The sequence below is a fragment of the Pontibacter qinzhouensis genome, assembly GCF_008017455.1.
GTDB lineage: Bacteria > Bacteroidota > Bacteroidia > Cytophagales > Hymenobacteraceae > Pontibacter > Pontibacter qinzhouensis.
The window spans coordinates 1-23146 of record NZ_VRTY01000050.1; the positions used below are offsets into that span (position 1 = coordinate 1).

The window sequence follows — 23146 nt, forward strand, 5'->3', positions numbered from 1 at the left end:
AGCGAGGAGCACATGCAGGAAATGAAGGACATCCGCGACAAATACGACCCCTACGGCGGTCGTGCCATCGGCTCCCGTGAGATGCTCGACAGCAAAGTGGCTGAGTACGGCGGCGAAATGCTTTACATCAACAAAAGCAGCACGTTCCCGATGTGGGCCACCGAATACTCCCGCGACGAAGGGCTGCGCAAGTACTGGGACGAATTCTCGCCGCCCTACCACAAAGACGGGGCTGGTCCGCTACATAAAGGACAGCCCGCTACCATGTACAACCGCAATCAGGATTCGCATGCCAGGGAAAACGTGGTGCGTTGGTTCGACTATTGGCATGAGCGCCCGGGCACGGGCAAGCGCGTGAGCTCCGGCGGCGTAAACATCGTCTTCTCCGACACCAACACCCACTACCGCGGCGAAGAAAACTACCGACGTAGCGGCGAAACAGACGCCATGCGCATCCCTAAAGACGGCTACTTTGCACACCAGGTGATGTGGGACGGCTGGGTAGAAACAGAAAACCCGCGCACGCACATCATGGGCCACTGGAATTATGAAGAAGGCGTTACCAAGGATATAATGATAGTGTCGAACGGAGAGGCTGTGGAACTGTTCATCAACGGCGAGTCAAAAGGCAGGGGTGAACAGAGCCACCGCTTCCTGTTCATGTTCAAAAACATCTCTTTTCAGCCAGGCTCTATCAAAGCCGTGAGCTACAATGCCGAAGGCAAGCAGGAGAGCGAAGCACAGAAAACAACAGCAGGTAAGCCAGAAGCGCTACGCCTGACCGTAATCAACCACCCGAATGGCATGAAGGCGGACGGCCACGACCTGGCGCTGGTGGAGGTAGAGGTAGTAGATGCCCAAGGCAACCGCTGCCCCACCGCCCTGGATATGGTGAACTTCACGATGGACGGACCGGCTGAATGGCGCGGCGGCATTGCCCAGGGACCGGACAACCACATCCTGGCGCAGAACCTGCCGGTAGAAGGTGGCGTGAACCGGGTGCTGGTGCGCTCGACTACCAAAGCTGGCAAAATTAAGCTCAAAGCAGCAGCAGAGGGTTTAAAGGCAGCTGCCGTACAGATTAAAACCAATCCTGTAAAGGTAAACGACGGCCTGGCGAGCGTATTGCCTGGCGACAACCTGCCTTCTTACCTGGAGCGCGGCCCAACCCCGCAGGGGCAGTCGTATGTGGTCACCCGTAATGCAGTAGCTATCGTAAAAGCAACCGCAGGCGCCAACCAGGACAAAGCCGCCCACTCCTTCGACGAAAACGAACTGTCGAACTGGTCTAACGACGGGAAGCTCTCCACAGGTTGGATTATGTACGAGCTGGAGCGGCCTGCAAAAGTAAGTGAAGTAACCATGAAAATGAACAGCTGGCGCAATAGAAGCTACCCAATCGTGATAGAACTGGACGGCAAGGAGGTATTCCGCGGCAACACCGATCGTACTTTAGGTTATGTAACACTCAAACTAACACCTCATACCGGCAAGCAACTTGTTATCAGGCTGACAGGCGCTAATATAGACGGTGACGCCTTTGGTATAGTTGAAATCACAGGCCAGATAGAGCCATCAGGCGAAGGCTCTACTGCCAAAGGTACGCTGGGCATTACCGAAATCGAGGTGTATGAAACGGCAGAAAGCTTAACAAGTGCTGCCCAGTAACTTCGCATAATTTTAACAGGCAGCTTTTTCCAGCACAACAGTGGCTGTTGTTTTCAATTAGAGTTAGAGAATGTTTGGGATTAATGTTTTGCGTTGGGAACTTCTGTCGCTTTAAGATTATGATAGCATTAGACAGCAAATTGCTCACTTTATGGAAATTTTAAACCGCATAAACGCTGCTTCCGCTATACCTGTTTATCTGCAGGTGGCAGATGCCATTTTAACAGGTATCCAAACAGGTGTTTTGAAGCGTGACCGCAAGTTGCCTTCGATAAACAAGCTTAGCGAATCCAATTACATATCGCGCGATACTGTTTCAAAGGCTTACGATGTATTGCGAAAGCGTGGTGTTGTCAACTCTATAAGAACCGGGGGCTTTTATGTAAAAGATAACTACATTACAACCGGGCTTTCGGTGTTGCTGCTGCTCAATAAATTAAGCGCTCATAAAAAACATATTTATTACGCACTGCTCAAAAACCTAGGTGCAGGTGCGGTTGTTAACCTGCATGTACACCATGCCGACGGCAAAATCTGCGAAAGGCTAATTGAGGAAAACCTAGCCCGGTACAGCTACATTGCCGTTTTGCCTCATTTCAATAAAAATATGGAATATGCTCGCCAGGCCATTCGCAAAGTTCCGAAAGAGCAACTCCTGCTACTGGATAAAAAACTGGATGACTACGAAGGTAAATGTGCCGCGGTATACCAGGATTTTGAAGGAGATATCCGGAATGCTCTGAACCAAGGAAAAGACTTGCTGGCCAGGTACAGCAGACTGACGCTGGTGCAGCCTTCTTCTATGGCTTATCCAAAAGAGATACTGAAAGGCTTTCGCCTCTTTTGCCAGCAAAGCCTGTTTGAACACAACGTCATCGATGCCATAAAACCACAGCTTGAACTGAAAGGAACAGCTTTTGTGGTGCTAGATGAATCGGACCTCGTAGATCTGATTGCGCTCGGCAAACAGAAAGGTCTTTCGCTTGGAAAAGACTACGGCATGATTTCCTATAATGATAATCCTCTGAAGGAGGTACTGGAAAATGGCATCACTGTCATATCAACCGACCACGTAAAAATGGGTGAAACCGCTGCCTACCTGATGAAGCACGGCCTGAAAGAACAACAGGCAAACCCTTTCACCCTCATCAGGCGGAATTCACTTTAAGGCGATGTAGTTTTTTAGATAACAAGTCGTGAAAGTCTTAAATTGTATTTTGGTTTTGCCATTATTTCTTCCTGTTCTAACTGGTGTTTGCCGGGACATGCATAGGCCTGTTCTAGCCTTTGAAATAGTAATAAACTGAAAAATGAAATAAATATAGCCCTTTGGAACATTCTTCAGGGGCATTGGGAATATTTATCCTGTTCTTTTATACTCCTCGTTAGTTTCTTTGCATGACTGTAATTAACCTACGCTAATACAGTTTTAGGAAATCAAACATCCCGGGCAGAACCAAATTGAGGAGGCCTGTAATAAGTTGAAAAGCAACAGGTGTATTTCATCAGATTCGTCCTTAAAGGGCGCAGTTCCTGTTGCTAAATAAGAAGTTTATATTTCCGGATAATGCTGCTATAATTCAATTTTATCTCATTAACAAATGTTTGTTTTAAAACGAGTACTCTTATTTACATGCCTGATGCTGAGTCTTGCAGTTCTTTCCGGGACAGCTGCGAAGGGAGGAGCGGGGCAAAGGGCAACATTCAACTTCAATCCCGACTGGAAAGTAATTGTTGGCGATCCGGCCGGTGCCGAAGCTGTCAACTTCAACGATGCCACCTGGAAGAAGGTAACGCTGCCCTGGGCCTGGAACGAAGATGAAGCCTTTAAAATAGACATTCACAACCTGACCACCGGCGTGGCCTGGTACCGCAAAGAGTTTAAACTGCCTAAAGGTTCAGAAGGTAAAAAAGTATTCTTGGAATTCGAGGGTGTGCGACAAGGCGGGGAGTTTTATGTGAATGGAACGCACATTGGCCGCCACGAGAATGGAGCCATGGCCGTCGGGTTTGATATAACAGCACATGTAAAGCCTGCTCCTGCCATCAACATCGTAGCCGTGCGCACCGACAGCGACTGGGATTACCGTGAAAAAGCCACCAACACCAGGTTTCAGTGGAGCGACGATAATTTCAACGCCAACTACGGCGGCATCCCCAAGAACGTATACCTCCACATCACCGACAAGCTCTACCAGACCCTGCCGCTCTACTCCAACCTGGGTACAACCGGCGTATATGTGTACGCCCAGGATTTCGATATTCCCGGTAAAGCAGCCACCGTTACCGCTTCCTCTGAAATCAGGAACGAGTACAACACGGCCAAAACGCTGCAATACGAAGTAGTGGTGGAAGATATGAAAGGCAAAAAGGTAAAAACTTTTACCGGAGCAACTGTCACCATCGCACCTGGCGAAACTAAAACAGTACAAGCCAGCGCACGCATCAGCGAACTGAACTTCTGGAGTTGGGGCTACGGCTACCTCTACAATGTAAACACGATGCTTAAAGTAGACGGAAAGCCCGTAGACATAGTGAAAACCCGCACCGGCTTTCGCAAGACTGCATTCGAAAACGGCATGGTTCACCTCAACGACCGTGTATTGATGATAAAAGGCTATGCCCAGCGCACGAGCAACGAGTGGCCTGGTGTGGGCATGTCGGTGCCTGCCTGGCTTAGTGACTACAGCAACCGCCTCATGGTAGAAAGCAATGCCAACACTGTGCGCTGGATGCACATAACCCCATGGAAGCAGGATGTGGAATCGTGCGACCGGGTAGGTCTTATACAGGCCATGCCTGCCGGTGATGCCGAGAAAGACGTGGAAGGCATTCTCTGGACGCAGCGGACCCAGCTCATGCGCGATGCCATCATTTATAATAGAAATAATCCGAGCATTGTCTTCTATGAAAGTGGCAATGAATCCATTAGCGAGAAGCACATGCAGGAAATGAAGGATATCCGCGACAAGTACGACCCCTACGGCGGTCGTGCCATCGGCTCCCGTGAGATGCTGGATAGCAAAATAGCTGAATATGGCGGCGAAATGCTTTACATCAACAAAAGCAGCAACATTCCGATGTGGGCCACTGAGTACTCCCGCGACGAGGGACTGCGCAAGTACTGGGATGAATTCTCGCCACCCTACCACAAGGACGGCGACGGACCAGAGGAGTATAAATCAGTGATGTCGAACACAACCGAAAAAAGGACGGATGCCCACCTCTACAACCGTAACCAGGATTCGCATGCCAGGGAAAACGTGGTGCATTGGTTCGACTACTGGCACGAGCGCCCGGGCACGGGCAAGCGCGTGAGCTCCGGTGGCGTAAACATTATCTTCTCCGACACCAACACCCACTTCAGGGGAGAATCAAACTACCGTACCAGTGGTGAAACAGATGCCATGCGCATTCCCAAAGACGGCTACTTTTCGCACCAGGTGATGTGGGACGGCTGGGTAGAAACCGAAAACCCGCGAACCCATATCATGGGCCACTGGAACTACGAAAAAGGCGTGACGAAAGACATCATGGTCGTATCGAACGGCGAAGCCGTGGAGCTGTTTATCAACGGTGAGTCCCAGGGCAAAGGGGAGCAGAGCCACCGCTTCCTGTACATGTTCAAAAACATATCGTTTAAGCCCGGCACCATCAAAGCCGTAAGCTACAATGCTGAGGGAAAACAGGAGAGCGAAGCCAGTAAAAAAACAGTAGGCAAGCCCGCAGCGCTACGCCTAACCGTGCTCAACCACCCCGAAGGCATGAAAGCGGACGGTCATGACCTGGCGCTGGTAGAGGTAGAGGTAGTAGATGCCAAAGGCAACCGCTGCCCCACCGCCCTGAACATGGTGAACTTTTCGCTTGACGGACCTGCCGAATGGCGTGGTGGCATTGCGCAGGGGCCGGACAATTACATCCTCGCCCAGAGCCTGCCGGTAGAGGGTGGAGTAAACCGGGTATTGGTGCGTAGCACGTCCAAAGCCGGTAAAATAAAAATCAAAGCAACTGCAGCAGGTTTGGAGGCAGCTGCAGTGCAGATTAAAACCAGGCCAGTGAAGGTGACAAACGGGCTGGCAACTGTCTTGCCAGGCAACAACCTGCCTTCTTACCTGGAGCGAGGGCCCACCCCCCCGGGACAATCGTATGTGGTGACGCGCACGCCGATAGCCATTGTGAAAGCAACAGCAGGCGCTAACCAGGAGCAGGCTGTGCACTCCTTCGACGAAAATGAACTAACCAATTGGTCAAACGACGGCTTCCAGAACACTGGATGGATTGTATACGAACTGGAGCGCACAGCTACAGTGAGCGAAGTTGCCATGAAAATGAACAGCTGGCGCAGCCGAAGCTACCCCATTGTGATTGAGCTTGACGATAAAGAGGTTTTTCGTGGCAACACGGAACGCAGTCTGGGCTACTTTACAGCTAAATTTGCTCCTGCAACAGGTAAAAAGCTTACGGTGAGACTAATAGATGCAAACATTGACGGCGACACCTTCGGGTTTGTGGAGATTACAGGTATAAAAGAACCTGCAGGTGAAAGCACTACTGAAAAAGGATCTCTTGGTATCACAGAAATTGAAGTTTACGAAAAGGCAGAAAGCCTTAGTGCTGCCCAGTAATAGCAGAGCTATTCGCCTTATTCGGAATTTATAGTAAGATAGGAACTCGTTCTTCTGTACAGAAAGCGACTGTTTCTGCTGAAACGAATACCAATCCGAGTTTATCATAAACAGGCTCTCATTTAATAATAGCAGTGGCTGTGGTGGCAGGTGCAGAACAACTTTACAAAATATTTGCAAAGTTGTTCCGCACCTGGCTTTTTAGTCCCAAGTTGCAGTTAAACAGAAGCATTTGTACAGATGCTAATTCATTTTTGGGTTCATATTTAAAGTTGATTATTTGATTTTTAATAAGGTGAAGCACCAACTGCTACACTTAATTGTGAATTCATAGCAAGTCTTGGAAAGATGAGGATGAAGAAATATGAATAAATGCATTGAGCACTGGCTTCAGCAGCTATTATGGGTTTGGAAGGAAACTGTTTAGCTGTTCCAAATAAAATGTAAACAGCGGTATACAGCGCATTTTTATCTGTAACTGACCTGCTTCATAAATACGATAAATTAGTGTTTATTTTTCCGAAGTATAAATTTGATTCAACTGAAGTAGTGCAATGTATTCTGTAGTATTGGCAGCTCTATCTTAAAACAAGTGCTATCAGAGAAAGTGCAGAAACTGAAATACGTTCACCCGGTACTGCTTATTTTATGCTGGAAGATATAGACCTGACAGCTTTAATAACAATGGGTAACATCCTTGGTTATGAATCGGGTCATTATATGGAATTACTATCAGTCGGTGACAGCCCTTTTCTTTATTCGAGTACTTGCAGGCTTTCTTTGCATTTTCAATGCCAAAGTTAGTAAGAGGGAATCTTTTTGAAGTGACTATATTTATTGCCTTAAAAAACACTATGGAAGGATTTTAGCTTTGCTGCTGAATTTTACTGCAGTACAAACGAACCTTACTTCTTCATAAAATTATAATGATCTGGATCAGAACTCCTTATGTATCAGATATTGTATAATAATCCTTTAAATTGGTAAATATGTTACATATGAACTGGTTTTTTGGAACACTATTACGAACATTTGTAAGCACGCCTTGCTAGTTTAGATTCACTATTAAAGGGCTTTAAACCGCTTTTTGAATAAGCTAATCCTCGGCTATATATTTCTCTTAATACTTAATTAATGTTAGTTCATATAATAGATGTGTTTTTTCTTCTGGCAATTATTATGCTAGGTAATTTTTTCAGAAACTCATCTGATATAGTATTGACGAATAGTGAATAATTTAATTCGGCATACAAATGTGAATGTTAACAAAGGATGTATTTTAGAAAATTTAAATTAAACCGACTTATATAAGTAAACTTTTTACCAATAATATTTTATCATGAGCAAACCTGCAAAAGTGTTTTTATATTATCTTACTTTGTTAATATTATTAACGAACTGTAAAGATAAAGATGAACATTACGTACGCCCTGACAGCCTAGAAGACCCTATTTATCAGCAGTTAGAGGCGAGAGGAAACTTTAAGAACCTATTAGCACTAATAGAGAAAGCCGATTACAAAATTACCTTGCAGAGCGGAGCCGGTTACTGGACCCTTTTTGCTCCAAACGATGCGGCATTTGAGAAGTATTTTGCTGGTAAAGGGATATCTGGTGTTGATGCTATTGATAAAGCTACTGCCACACAAATTGTAAAGTATGTGCTGGTGTATAATGCTTTTATGACAGACCGGCTGGATGATTATCAGTCGCCGACAGGATGGGCGGATGGCCAAGCCTTTAAACGCAAAACCGCCTATTATAAAGGTGTTAATTTAGGCACGGTAAAGCAAGGTGATAACGTACTGACAGATCAGTTCCTTATTTCTGCCAACCGCAATGGCAACTTTGTTTTTACAGATAATAACAACAAGTACATTCCATACTATATAAACACCTATTTTGCGGGACAACAACTCTCGGGTGCCGATTATAACTTCTTTTACCCGGACGTTGCCTGGAATAATTCATTTCATGTGGCGAATGCCAAAGTGGTGACTTCTAATATTATTGCCGAGAACGGCATTATTCATGAAATAGACGAAGTGATTCTGCCGCTTCATAATATTGATGAACACCTGGCAGGCAAGCCGGAATACAGTGTATTCAGGGATCTGTTTGAAAAATACATGGTGTACTATATGCCTAATGCCCAGGCAACCCAAAGGAACCAATTGCTGACCGGGTCTGGCAATCCGGTGTATGTAAAAATGTATGATAACCAACTGGAGTTTTCATTAAATGACGAAGGCTTTGAGGTAAGCGGTGCAACCCGTCTGGAAAATGAAGGACAAAGTAATACGTATACAATCTTCGCTCCTAAAAATGAGGTTGTTACCAATTATTTTAATACGGTGCTGACGCACCCTGAAAAGTATAAATCAGTTGAGGAGTTGCCTGTGAATGTCATACGTGACTTCCTGAATGCGCATATGTTTCCGATGACTGTCTGGCCCTCTAAATTTAACAACCTGCCCCTGAAGACAAGTCCTGATGCCAGGCTGGATGCCGGCACCCACGTAACAGAGGCAAAAGTGCTGAGTAACGGTTTCTTTTATGGTACCAACAAAGTGCAGGAGGCAAATGTGTTTCACACAGTTTACGGCAAAGCTTACCTGAATCCTAGTTACTCTATGATGATAAGGGCGCTGGAAGCCTATAAGGAGAGCCTTATTATTCCGAATGTCCGGTACACCTTGTTCCTGATTTCAGACAAAGCCCTGACAGAAGCCGGCTTTTCGTGGAACACCAGGTTTAGCCGCTGGGATTACGCATCTCCTACGGGAGGTGTTAATCTGGCAGGTGCTTCGGCGCAACTGCGACTACAGCGAATTATTGAACAGCATATTGTCCCTGCAGGTGATAACCGCAACCAGGTATTCAGCAACCTGAATGGTGAAGGTGTAATGAGGACGTTTGGAGAAGAGTTTATACGTTATACGGACGGTAAAGTATTTGCAGGCGGCAATGCCGATCAGAATGAACTGGTGAACCTGATCGGTCCGGAGCAGACCAGCAATGGCGTTGTTTACTACGTAGACCGTATACTGAATTTTTCTGATCTTAAAGCCAGCCAGCACATCGCTGCCAATCCAGCGTTTTCCCACTTCTACAATTACATTGCCAATTCGACTCTATTGTGGGATCCTGCTACCCTCCATATCAAAGGCACAGCAGTAGGTACGCCTTATACCTACCTTATTCCTACCAATGAAGCGATACAGCAGGCTGTAGATGATGGTTTATTACCCGGAACAGCAGCAGGACCTAATTTTACCCCAGGCACAACAGCAGATCAGGATAAGGTTGTTAGGTTCATTCAGTACCACATAATTGCCAAAGACCAGGTCGCGTTGAAGAACCTTCCGGATGATGCCAGGCATTATGAAACGGTTTTTCGAAATGTGAATGGCGTTATTGGTGCTGTGCAGGTTGCCTATAACGGAAGCCAAATGGTGATAACAGATGCATATGACCGAACTGCAAAAGTTATCAGTCCAAACAGCAATATATTGTCTAACAGGGCTGTCATCCACCAGATTGATAATTACCTGCAGTATCGTGAATTTTAATTCAATCGCATTAACCGCTTATCTATTCTATATGAAAAGAATTTTAAACAGCATTTTATATTTGATCCTTGCCACAGTATACTTTTGCTGTGGTAATGCGGCACATGCACAGAGTACACAAGCTGTACTACGTGGCACAGTGACCGACCAAGTGACGAAAGAACCCTTGATTGGGGTTTCGGTATACGAGATTGATAACGAGAACCGTACCCAAACAGGTGTTGTGACTGATATTAACGGTGCGTATGCCTTGCGTATGAAGAATCCTCAACACAAGGTAGTGGTTTCCTACATAGGCTATAAAAGCATTACTTTAAATGTTAATAACCGCTCAACTATTAATGTAGCCCTGGAATCGAATGCCAGTACCTTGGGCACCGTAGAGATCGTGGCCCAGCAGTCTGTAAGTAACGGTATGATGGAGATAGAAGAACGGAATCTGACTTCTTCCATAGGCAGATTAGATGCTAGGGAGTTAGCAGAACTACCGGCAGCTTCCATCGACCAGGCCCTGCAGGGACGTCTGGCAGGTGTGGATATTGTGGCTAACACCGGCGACCCGGGGGCAGGAATGTCTATCCGTATCCGTGGGACCTCGTCTATTAACTCATCGTCAGAGCCTTTGATTGTGGTGGATGGTATGCCCTATGATATCGAAATTGCCTCTGACTTTAACTTCGCTACTGCTGACGAGCAGGGGTATGCACAGCTGCTCAATATTGCACCTGCTGACATTAAGGAAATATCTGTGCTTAAAGATGCTGCAGCTACTGCCATTTGGGGTGCGAGAGCTTCTAACGGTGTTTTAGTAATCACGACCAAAAGAGGGGCAAAGGGAAAGCCTACAGTAAACTACGCCTTCAGAGGATCCCTTACACAGCAGCCTGATCCTATCCCAATGCTTAGCGGCGCCCAGTACTCGCAATACATTCCAGAAGCATGGATGAACCGTACAGGCACTCCCCTTAGAGCGGATGTAACAGAGTTCCAGTACGACCCTAACGACCCATATAACTATTACAACTATAGCAACAATACCAACTGGATAGATGAAATTACTCAACTTGGCTATATTCAGGATCATAACGTTTCCTTATCGGGTGGAGGTGATAAAGCAAGATATTATACCTCTATTGGTTACCTGGGCCAGCGGGGTACAACCATCGGTACCGATCTATCCCGTATTTCTGCCCGTATTAACCTCGACTTTGCCGTATCTGACCGCATCCGGTTCAGAACTGACCTTTCCTACACCCACCTCGATAATAACCAAAATTATACAAACAACATCAGGGGCGTAGCTTATAACAAAATGCCCAACATGAGTGTGTGGGAATACAACGAGTATGGGGAAGTAACACCAAATTATTTTTCGCCCGTCAGCAACGTGCAGGGGCAGTATTCAGGTACATTTAACCCTGTAGCCATGGCGCGGGAGGGCAAAAACAGGCTGTTGGGAGAGCGAATCATACCAAAGTTCAACCTGCGCTATGATATAGTACCTGGAATATTAAATGCTTCGTCAGATGTGCAATTCGATATTAACAACAGCAAGACCAACATGTTCCTGCCACAGACTGCTACCGGCAGGCCCTGGACAGAAACAACAATAAATAGGGCTTCCGACACGGATTATGACAAATTCAGTGTTATCACCAAATCGAATCTCCTGTTCACACCTAAGCTGGGCGAAAATCATACTTTTCAGGGACTTGCTTCTTTTATGACATTCGATGCTACTACTGTAGGCTATAATATAATGACTTCCAACACCGCCTCTGCTTACCTGCAGGATCCTTCAATACCTGCTCGTATTCAGAACGAAGAACTTAACTTATCGGCATCTGAAGTGCAGAGCAGAAGTCTAGGTATGTTGCTTAGCGCTCAATACGGCTTCCTGGACCGCTATATAGTAAACGTCGGCGTACGCCGCGACGGCAGCTCCAAATTTGGACAAAATCACCGTTACGGTACTTTCCCGTCTATTTCCGCCCGCTGGAGAATATCAGGTGAGTCTTTCATGCAGAATTTCCATTTCATAAATGACCTGAGCGCCAGGGCCAGCTTCGGGGCGAGTGGTAATGAGCCACGGGGTGCTTACGGGCACTATAACCTCTACCAAAGCCTTGCATGGAACTACCTGGATCTTTCAGGAACTTATCCAACCAACATGGAACTCCGGGACCTGAGATGGGAGACTGTTAATCAATCAAACTTTGGCTTGAACCTATCCTTGTTCGATAATCGCATCACAATAGATGCCGACCTGTACAGAAGAAGAACAAAAGACATGTTCTTCGGGGGGCTGCAAATTGCGTCCATCACCGGTTTCAATAACGTGGACATGAACGTAGGCACCATGGATAATCAGGGATGGGAACTTGCCATGAATTTTACCCCCTATAAAACAAAGGACCTTACCATTAATTTTGCCGTAAACCTGGCCCATAACCAGAACATGATCCGCGAAATATCAGAGTACTACCCACTTGAAAGAGGCAGATTGGATCAAAACGGCCAGTACCTGGTAACCATACAAAAAAACAATCCTTTTGGCTCTTTCTATGGCTACCGTTACCTGGGTGTCTACAAAGATGCCGAGGCTACCATTGCCAGGGACAAAGATGGGAATGCCGTTACAGGTCCTAACGGGCAGGTCGTGCCTATGCGTTTTGGTTACCCTACCGTCGATTATGTTTTCCAGCCGGGAGACGCCATGTACGAAGACATTAACAAGGATGGAAACATAGACTACAAAGATGTGGTGTACCTAGGTAATGCCAACCCAAAGTTAACAGGTGGTTTCGGCCCATCTGTTACTTACAAGGGCTTTCGTTTGAACATGTTCTTCAACTTCCGGTACAAGTACGACGTCGTGAACCAGACCAGGATGCAGACAGAGAACATGTACAACTACAATAACCAGAGCACTGCTATCCTGAGAAGGTGGAGACGCCCTGGCGACGAAACTGATATACCGCGTGCCCTCATTGGTCAAGGTTACAACTGGCTGGCATCAGACCGTTACGTAGAAGATGGCAGCTTCTTAAGATTTCGTACCATTACCCTGCGTTACAACCTTCCTAAGAACCTGAGTCAGAAGATTGGCTCTGAGGATGTTGGTATGTATATCACAACCGAAAACCTCTTCACCTTTACCAATTATAACGGGCAGGATCCGGAGGTGCCTCTGGCAGGTTCTGACCCATTCAGAATCGGTTTTGATACTTCCAGAACGCCCCCTGTTAAAACAGTGACATTGGGGTTCAATGTAAGGTTTTAGTATAAAAAAATAATAGCATAAGAGCATGAAAAGGAATTTTATATACAAATCAGTTTTGGTAGTAGTTGCCCTGGTAGCAAGTGCCTGCGATAGCTGGCTTGAACTGAAGCCTGTGAACGGTATAGTACGGCAAGACTACTGGAAAACCAAAGAGCAGGTGCAATCTGCCGTAATCGGTATTTACGGCAATATGCTGGACAGCGACTTGACCGAAAAGCTGTTTTTGTGGGGCGAGCTACGGGCCGATATGCTGATGGAAAACTCAGGCATCCGGTTCAATGAGATGGAAGTGATAAACGGCAATATTGTCGAAACAAATGTTATTGCAGATTGGCGACCATTTTACCGGATAATTAACTACTGTAATACCGTAATAGAATTAGCTCCGGCTGTTTTGGAAGAAGACAGAACCTTTACACAGCAACAGCTGGATGGATTTCTGGGGGAAGCTTATGCAATACGAGGATTGATGTATTTCTACTTGGGCAGAAGCTTTGGCGACGTACCTCTGAAGTTAAATGCCACGATCAGTGATGACCAAGCTGTAGCCCTACCTAAATCGAGTCAGGCACAGGTATTTAACCAGGTAGCAAAAGATTTGGAGCGGGCAGAACAACTGGCAGTATTAACGTATGGTAATAATGCGCATAACAAAGGACGTATTACCAAATATTCTGTTAATGCCATACAGGCTGACTTGTACCTATGGAAGGACCAATACGACAGTGCCCGTATTGCATGCGATAAAATTATCAATTCCGGTCAGTTCGGACTTGTACAGGGAAGTAACAACCCGCAATGGTTTCAGCAGCTTTATGTGCAGGGTAACTCTAGCGAAGCTGTTTTCTCGCTTCAATTTAATGCCCAAAAGACCAATCCTTTCTATTCTATGTTCAGCACCGTGACGGGTCGCCGTTTCCTTGCCGCTAACCGGGTTCTGGAAGATGTATTCCCGCCTGATCCAGTTGATCCTTTTAATGTGGATATAAGGTCACAGGCTTCTGTAAGAGTTTCAACTGGGGCTGTGTGGAAATACCTGGGTTTCACGTTGCAGGACAGCAGAACATTGAATGATTCGTATGCGCACTGGATTTTTTACCGCTTTGCAGATGTGCTCCTGATGAAAGCAGAAGCATTGGTAGCTGGTGAGATGGGAAGAGGTGAAGAAGCGCTGGAGCTTATTCGCCGTATCCGCCAACGAGCCAATGCCTCACCGAATACTGACCCAACGATAGATAATCAGAGCTTCGACCCGAATGCGAAAGAGGATATGATAGATTTTATTCTGGAGGAAAGGGCACGCGAGTTTGCCTTCGAAGGGAAAAGATGGTACGATATTTTAAGGAATGCCCGTCGTCCTGCAGGTGCTGGCGGTGCGCCATACGCCCGCCAGGATATCTTAAACCAGATGGTGATCGACAGCGCCCCGTCGGAACGGCAGCAATCCATCATTAATAAATACAATGATCCTAATAGCCATTACTGGCCTATCTTTCAGTATGAGCTTTTTACGAATAAGAGTTTGGAGCAAAATCCTTTTTACAGAGGCAGGTAAATAACAAAGTATGAATATGAACAGTGTACAAAAAATGAAAAATTTATCGGCCCGGATGCTGGTGCTCAGCCTGCTGGTACTTACTACCTTGTGGGGGTGCAAAGATGATTTCATGGAAATCAGCACGACCACTGATGTGAACATGATGGGCTATTTTGATGAGAATCCTGATCAGTTCTCCAGCCTGACAGCTATCCTGCATAAAACCGGAAATGCCGGTTACCTGCAAACGTATGGTTCTTATACTTTTTTTGCGCCAACGAACGAGGCTGTCGCCACTTATCTGCAGGAGAAAGGAGTCTCTACTATTGATCAGTTAGAACTTGATGAACTAAAGCAGTTGGTTCGGTTTCATATGATTGACGATACAATATCTAGTTCCAGTTTTACTGACGGCAAGCTCCCCCGAGTAACTATGCTCGGGCAGTACATAATAACAGGAGATGAACTGATCAACGGGGTAGCCAGAATCAGAGTGAATCGCCAGGCCAATGTGATACAAGCCAATATCAGAACTGGAAATGGCATTATCCACACTGTTGACCGAATGTTGCAGCCAGCCAGCCAGACACTGGCGCAAATGCTGGAAAGTAAAAGCGAATACTCCATATTTACCGCTGCACTCAAAGAAACCGGATTGTATAATGCTCTCAACCAACTATATCTTAACGGAGGAAATACAGAGCGGGCCTGGTATACGGTTCTGGCGCAGACGGACGCGGTCTTTCACAGCCATAATATCACTAGTTACGAAGAACTGAAAGCACAATACTCCACAACCGGAAATCCTGCTGATCCAACAGATGGCTTGTACCTTTACATGTCGTATCGCATTTTGAAAGATCCGAAATACCTGGCAGATTTGGTTTCGTCCCCTTCGCACGAAACGCTGGCACCGCAAGAGGTGATTACCTCCAGGCTTAAAGGGGTACAGGTACTTATTAACGAAGATATTTTTAACGGCGTATTAGAGCCAGGTGTACCTGTTGAACGCAAGGCAAGCGACAACACAGCTACCAATGGTGTGTTGCACACCGTTACATCAGATTTTGAGATTAAAAAGCGTGAGCCGGTACGGGTATTTTTTGATTTAGCTGATCAGCCTGAAATCAGAATACTGCCTCAGTTCAGAAGACCAGGATCCGGATCTGTTTCATTCCCGGCGCTTACTTCCTTTAAAGAGATTTATGTAGAAGGGGCAGGAAGCTCATCAATCACTTACAATTCGGGCTCATCTACCAGCGCTGACGGATATGCGTATCACGATTTTCTTTCGGTCAGAATGAGTGCGAACGTAGCCAGGCTGGTAGAATTTACTACACCAGCTATTGTGAAGGGCAGATACAGGGTTTGGATTGGCTTCAGACGAATAATCGCAGCTCCTGTACAGGTTTATTTTAATAACGAGGTGCTGCCAAGAACAATTGATATGCAACAGTGGTATCCCGGCGGCATCGAGAGGGAAACACTGGCACAGGGAGCCAAACTATATATTCATGATAGACCAGGGGCATCGTATGCCCGCTTAGCAGGAACAATTGAAGTAGAAACCACCGGAAGACACAAGATAAAATTTGTAGGCTTAACTAATGGCCCAACGGGTGTACATCAGATAGATATGATCCAATTCATTCCGGAAGACCAGGACCAGCTTTATCCTAAGCTGATGCGTGACGGCACGTTAGTTTACGAATAGTAGCAACCGGTAAGATGAAATGCATACACTGGCAGGCACTTAAAGCGACTGCCAGTGTATGCAAAGTTTAAGATGCCTTAAAAAATAAAATACAGATGACCCTTTTCAAGAAATTAATAGTAATAGCCTGTCTCTTGGTAGGTTTTACCGCCTGTCAGGATAGGTGGGAGGAACATACAACGAACGAGGCTGTATTGGGCGAAAGTGTAATGCAGGTAATCAGTGAAACGCCAAAATTAAGTAAGTTCAATGAACTAGTGGTAAAAGCAGGACTTGACCAGGAACTGAATTCCTCTAAGGCCTTTACTGTATGGGCTCCTTCTAACGAGGCTCTGCAAAACCTTGACCAGGCTATTGTTAACGACCCGGTAAGGCTGAAGCAATTTGTAAGCAACCACATCAGCTACCAGCAGTATTTTACTCATACCCCGCTGCCGGCATCTTCCCGGATTAAAACGCTGAGCGGGAAACTTATTTTCTGGGACAGGCAGGCGGCGCTGGTAGACGGCGCAGGCATTGAGGAGGCCAACACGTATGCCGGAAACGGTGTGCTGCATATCGTTAATGCACCTCTCTTTCCCCGTCTGAACGCCTGGGAGTTTCTTGCTGGCACCGCTTTTGGTCAGCGACAGAAAGCTTATCTGCAATCGTTGGAAGAAACAGTGTTCGTGCCGGGTCTGGCTACCCAGATTGGTGTTGAACCCGAAACCGGTATGCCTGTGTATGAACCTAACACAGGCTATGTACAACAGAACCGGTTTTTTCAGCAGGTATATAACCTGGCCAACGAAGATTCTGTTTATAGCTTTGTGCTGCTAACCGATGAAGCTTTTGAGGCTGAAACAGACAGGTTCCGAAAGTATTATACCACCGGGTCTGCCGATAGTACTACCACCCTCACCAACTGGGCTGTTTCCAAAGATCTGGTCTTCCGGGGTGTCTATACAAAAGAGACGATTCCTGCAGTGTTGGTGTCCAGGTCGGGGGTACAGGTGCACATCGATAAAAATGCCATTGTACATGAAGAACGTACTTCTAATGGGGTTGTATTTGTAGTCAACAATTTGCAGGTAGCGCCGGAACAAAAAATAAAAACAATGCGCGTAGAAGGCGAAGCAATATTTAATAACAGAACAAGCCGCATGAGCCACCCGGATAAAGCTGGTAATGTAACGTTGCAGCAAAGGAGAGATATAGACGGCACCACGTTTACATACCTGCGCGCCACAGCCCATAGTATTTCCGGGCTGTGGCTCCGGTATACACTTCCGAATGTGCCCGCTACAAAATATAAAGTTTACTGGCGAGTGCATAATGATTTTCAGACCGCCTTGTTCCAACAGCAGGTTGCCTTTAGAAATCCAGATGCCACGGAGCTGCCTTATATCGACATAGAGCCTACCACAAGCCCGCTTAGGCAGGAAATAGGGGAGTATACCGTAGATCGGTATGGCAACCTCAACGTCTACCTGCGTAGCGCCATGTCCACGAATAATGCATTAAACCCTCTTACACTTGATTACCTGGAACTGGTGCCTGTATTTTAATTAATCTAACTGTTGAAGAAGAATATGTATTTTTTTATAAAAAGATTAAAAGAGTTGTCTTTCCTCTTTGCTCTGGCCGGTATTCCGGTTTGTGCCTTTGCACAAGGCGACGTGGCCGGTGCAAATACCGACAGCGTTGTGGTAGCCAGACAGCAGGTAGGTGGTGTAGAAGTTACCGGTACGGTTACGGCAGCTGCCACCGGACGCCCAATTTCCGGTATCAGTGTCAGCGTGCCGGAGTATTCGGCTGCTTTCACCGACGATAATGGCAACTTTAAGATTAACATGCCTTCTTCCAACTCTACCCTGATGGTGGAAGGTGAAGGTTACAATCGGAAAGAAGTAGCTGTTAAAGGCAGAGGTGCTGTTACTGTCAGTTTACATGAAGGCATTTTCAATTCCCTCTATGATGTAGCCGTGCTGCCCAATTCAGTCTCCAGGCCAATCAGCCAGGTAACTGCCGCTGTGGTATCGTTAACACCGGAGCAGGAAAAGTGGAGCACTTCCGCCGAAACACCCGAAAACTTGCTGCAAGGCCGGGTTGCGGGCCTGAATGTAGTTCGCCGTTCCGGTACACCCGGCATGGGGGCAAACCTTTTTCTGAGAGGTTTTAATTCGCTTTACACGACCAATCAGCCGCTCGTTATAGTAGACGGGATGATTTTCGATATGAACGATTATGGCGGTTCGCTTATCAGCAACCACTTTACCAACCCACTGGCGAACCTCGATGTGAAAGACATTGAAAACATGACGGTCATAAAAGATGCGACCTCGACCTATGGGGCCAAGGGAGCAAACGGCGCTATCATCATCACGACCGCCTATGCCAAGACCATGGATACTAAAATAGACTTCGCAGCTTATTCCGGTGTAAACATGCAGCCGCAGAGCCTTCCGCTTATGAATGCCCGCAACTACCGTGTCTATCTGAACGATGTGCTCAAGAGCAGTGGCATGCCCGATAATCAGATTCAGGCCCGTCCTTTTATGAACGATGATCCTTCGGCGCCGGGGTATTATACCTACCAGAACGATACCGACTGGCAACGTGAGGTATTTAAGAGAAGTTATAACCAGAACTACTACATGCGGGTAGTCGGCGGCGATAACATTGCCAAATACGCGCTGTCTATGGGCTATCTGGATAATGGCAGCATTGTGGAGAATAATAACTTTACCCGTTATAATACCCTCTTCAATGCCGATCTGAACATTTCGCCTAAGCTGAAAGTACAGACTAACCTTGGTTTTACCTACGCAGAGCAGCAGCTGTCTGATCAGGGCAATGCCCTTAAAACCGATCCTATATACCTGAGCCAGATTAAAGCGCCTTTCCTGTCGAGGAATGAACGATCAGACGATGGTGTTACTTCCCCGAACTTGTCGGACACCGATATTTTTAATATTGGCAACCCGTCCATTATCACGAACAATATGCAAGCCAATGGTAGTAATTACAGGTTTTTTGGCTCTTTTAATTTTAATTATTCCTTCACCAGGAACCTGGTAGCTAGTACCCAGTTTGGCGTTACCTTCGATAAGGTTCGGGAGAGCTTTTTTATACCGCGCAAAGGCACCACACACGAAGTACTGGAGAATACCATTGCAGAAAGCAGGATGGGAGCACAGGTGAAACGCCTGTTTGCTATCTTCAGCGACAGCCGCCTTGCCTACACTAAAACCTTTAACACAATTCATTCCTTCGATGGAAACATTGGGGTAAGGTACAGCCAGAATAACAGCGAAAGCGACAGAGGCCTCGGATTTAACTCGGCAGCTGACGAATTGCGCCTGCTGGGTTCAGGACCTTCTGCCTTGCGCCAGGCCGGTGGCGATATTGGCAAATGGCTTTGGTTAAACTATTATGCAGGCGCTAATTACGGACTTCTTAACAAATATTTCCTCTCCGTGAACCTAGCTGTAGATGGCTCTTCCCGCTTTGGAACTGAGGCAGAAGACGGCATCCGCCTCTTCGACCGTAAATTTGGTGTATTTCCTTCAGTGGGGGCAGCATGGCTTATCTCTTCGGAAGGTTTTATGGCCGCTGCAGACTTTATCGACCTGCTGAAGCTTCGAACTAACTACAGCATCAGCGGGAACGACGATATAGGTAATTACTCTGCCCGCCAGTTTTACACCACGCAAAATCTGCTGGGTATGCAGGGGCTGGTAAGAGGCAATATCGCTAACCCCGCTTTGCAATGGGAAACAAGCCGAAAATTGAATGCCGGACTGGATGTGGCCCTGTTCAACGAAAAAGTATCTCTTTCGGTAGATGTGTACCGCAACCAGACTGATAATATGTTAGTACGCGAGCAGTTAAGCACCCCTGCAGGAATTGATTTTATGTTCACCAACGATGGTTCGATGGTAAACAAGGGCGTGGATGTGACGCTTAACAGCCGTGTGGTTAATACCAGCGCGTTCACCTGGGATTTAGGCATTACCCTTTCCAAGTACCGAAATGAAATCACCAGCCTGTCGACGGACCAGTTTACCACTCAGTTTGCAGGTGCTACTATCCTTACGCGCGTAGGGCAGCAGGCTAATCTATTCTATGGCTATAAGACGAACGGCATTTATGCTACAAACGAGGAAGCTGCGCAGGCGGGGCTTAGAACCAGAACGCCAAATGGCATGATTGTTCCATTTCAGGGCGGTGATATGCGCTTTGTAAACACCAGCGGCGATGCGGAAGGCCTAATTGATGATAACGATAGGGTAGTTATCGGAAATCCTAATCCGGATTTTGTTGGCATGTTTAATACCCGGTTCGGGTATAAGCGTCTTTCGCTGAACGCTGTCTTTACGTTTAGCAAAGGCAACGATATCTACAACTATACAAGGGCACAGTTAGAATCTGCTTCCGGTACGGAGAACCAAACTAATGCCGTTATCCGGAGGTGGAGAACTGACAGACAGGTAACTGATATGCCAAGAGCCAACTGGGGCGACCCGATGGGCAATACCCGTTTCTCCGACCGTTGGATTGAAGACGGTTCCTACCTGAGGCTGCGTACGTTAACGCTTAACTACGACCTGCCGCTCAATACCAAGTTTTTAAAGTCATCATCATTCTATGTGTCTGCCAATAACCTGTTTACCATCACGAACTACCTGGGCTACGACCCGGAGTTCAGTGCAGGCGCATCCATCTTTGCACAGGGCGTAGACATCGGCATGATACCACAGTTCAGGTCTGTCTTGGTAGGCGTAAGGCTGGGATTATAATCAGAAAGTTTAATACAAAAGATATTATCACATGAAAAATAAATTATTCAGGTCGATTGCGCGGGTAGTGCCGGTTGTATTGCTAGGACTGAGCATACTCTCCTGTAAAGATATGTTTGAAATCGAACCGGAAACCACCCTTGATATTGAAAAGAGCTATCAGAATGTTTATGATGCCGATGCTGCCGTTATCGGCATATATGGAAAGTTTTTAAGGCTTGCGGAAGCTAATGTAGTTTTAAATGAGCTTCGAGCCGATTTAATGAACGTTACGCCCAATGCTGCTGCTCACGCAGATCTGATGGAGGTTAATTACCATACAGTTACCGAAGGTAACAAGTATGCTGACCCAAGGCCTTATTACGAGGTCATCCTTAACTGCAATGATGTGCTGCATAATTTCCGGAAAATGGTAAAGGAAAACAAGATAACTCAGGATCAGTTCAATTATCGCTATTCTGATATTGTCGCGCTCCGTAGCTGGGTATACCTGCAGTTGGGTATCCATTTCGGAAGTATACCTTATGTAACCAATCCTTTAGCTAATGTAAATGAGCTCAAGAGCCAGGCAGCCTTTCCTCGTATAGAATTTGAAACGCTGCTAGACAGCCTGATAAACTTTACCGAGAAGATTCCGCATAAGGGAGTATATCCGGAAGGAACCTCACTGCTCGTGAATATTGATGGTTATAACACCCGAAAGTTTTTTATCAACAAGCGCCTGGTTCTGGGGGACCTGCATTTATGGAAAGGGAATTATACCAATGCTGCCCGCCACTACCGGGTTATTATGGAAACCGCATCGGATAACCCAGGAAACACAACCCGATACTTCAATATGTACAGGGTAAGTTGGGCAGAAGCTTTTAACCCTGAGGTTGGGTTTAACGGCACCCAGTCAACTCCTTGGGACTTTGAGTGGGTATGGGATTTGCCTTTCAGCAAAGACTTCAGCCCAACCAACCCCTTTATTAAATTGTTCGCAAACGCAGGTGGTGAATACCTGATTAAGCCATCACAGAAAGCCATCGACAATTGGGCTGCTCAAACAAGGTCCTCCCTTACTCCGGGCGACATAAGAGGAACCTGGGCCGTACAGTACCAGTTTGGACAGCCTGTGGCTGGAAAGTACCTTCAGAATTTTAATCCGGCACTGCCTTTCGACACAAAAGGAAACTGGTTTTTAGCAAGGATCTCTATGATTCACCTTCGTTTTGCAGAGGCCGCCAACCGTGACGGTCATCAGAAACTGGCTGAGTCTTTTGTACAGCGGGGTATAAGAAGGAATTTTACATACCCAGATTCCCTTTTAACAACAACTAATCCGGATGTTAGTCGAACACAGCAAACCTTTCTTCCGGCGCCATATGATTTTGATGCCCGGATAGGCGATTTTCCACACTTTAGAGCACCATGGCACCGCCACGATGGCCTGAGATCACGGGCTGGTCTGCAGGATATAAATCTTGAAGGAGCTACGCAAGAGGGAATAGAAGATGCCATTATTCAGGAGGCAGCCCTTGAGTTGGCATTTGAAGGCAACCGCTGGGAAGATTTGCTGCGCATCGCCAGAAGAAGAAACGACCCCACTTTCCTGGCAGACAAAGTGGCCGAGAAGTTCGAAAAAGCCAATGACCCGCGTGCCGGGGAAGTAAGATCTAAGTTGTTAGACCGGCATAACTGGTACTTGCCTTTCCGTTGGGAATAGAAGAGCTGAACCTTTTCCTGCTTCTTTCATAACCGGGTGATTCCGGATAGCAACCTTTTTCATTTAGGTTGGAGGCAAGTTTTGAGCTGCCTTGGCGCCTACTCTGCCGCACACTGCACTTACGTTCACAGTAAAGACTGCTCCGTGGTTAAACCTGCAAGCTTCCACAGCTCTGTAGCGAAACCGCTCTATATTTAGACAGGCTATTGCCAAATGAAACTCCGAAGGGTTTTACTTTATAAGAGCCTGCCTAAATATA

At 46.5% G+C, this 23146-nt stretch carries 10 protein-coding genes; all 10 read left to right on the forward strand.

Going from position 1 to position 23146, the window contains the following annotated elements:
• The coding region (locus FVR03_RS13755) for a DUF4982 domain-containing protein (protein WP_147922336.1) at positions 1-1668 on the forward strand (1668 nt) is incomplete at its 5' end.
• A 151-nt stretch (positions 1669-1819) separates the two neighbouring features.
• Positions 1820-2836, forward strand: a complete 1017-nt coding sequence (locus FVR03_RS13760; protein ID WP_147922337.1) for a GntR family transcriptional regulator — start codon at positions 1820-1822, stop codon at positions 2834-2836.
• A 472-nt stretch (positions 2837-3308) separates the two neighbouring features.
• On the forward strand, positions 3309-6293 hold the full coding sequence (locus FVR03_RS13765; RefSeq protein WP_147922338.1) for a glycoside hydrolase family 2 protein: 2985 nt from the start codon (positions 3309-3311) through the stop codon (positions 6291-6293).
• A gap of 1378 nt (positions 6294-7671) precedes the next feature.
• Positions 7672-9864: a fasciclin domain-containing protein gene (locus FVR03_RS13770; protein ID WP_187270163.1), complete on the forward strand. Its 2193-nt coding sequence runs from the start codon at positions 7672-7674 to the stop codon at positions 9862-9864.
• Between the two features lie 31 nt (positions 9865-9895).
• Positions 9896-13147 (forward strand): SusC/RagA family TonB-linked outer membrane protein, encoded by a 3252-nt coding sequence (locus FVR03_RS13775; RefSeq protein ID WP_147922340.1) that lies wholly within the window; start codon positions 9896-9898, stop codon positions 13145-13147.
• 25 nt (positions 13148-13172) lie between these two features.
• A complete protein-coding gene (locus tag FVR03_RS13780; protein ID WP_147922341.1) occupies positions 13173-14702 on the forward strand; it encodes a RagB/SusD family nutrient uptake outer membrane protein in 1530 nt (509 codons plus the stop codon).
• Positions 14703-14718: 16 nt separating this feature from the next.
• Positions 14719-16398, forward strand: a complete 1680-nt coding sequence (locus FVR03_RS13785; protein ID WP_222707233.1) for a fasciclin domain-containing protein — start codon at positions 14719-14721, stop codon at positions 16396-16398.
• A gap of 95 nt (positions 16399-16493) precedes the next feature.
• Entirely contained in the window at positions 16494-17945 is a 1452-nt protein-coding gene (locus tag FVR03_RS13790) for a fasciclin domain-containing protein (protein WP_147922343.1), read from the forward strand.
• Positions 17946-17999: 54 nt separating this feature from the next.
• Positions 18000-21179 (forward strand): SusC/RagA family TonB-linked outer membrane protein, encoded by a 3180-nt coding sequence (locus FVR03_RS13795; protein ID WP_222707234.1) that lies wholly within the window; start codon positions 18000-18002, stop codon positions 21177-21179.
• Positions 21180-21210: 31 nt separating this feature from the next.
• Positions 21211-22887 (forward strand): RagB/SusD family nutrient uptake outer membrane protein, encoded by a 1677-nt coding sequence (locus tag FVR03_RS13800; protein WP_147922345.1) that lies wholly within the window; start codon positions 21211-21213, stop codon positions 22885-22887.
• Positions 22888-23146: the final 259 nt, after the last annotated feature.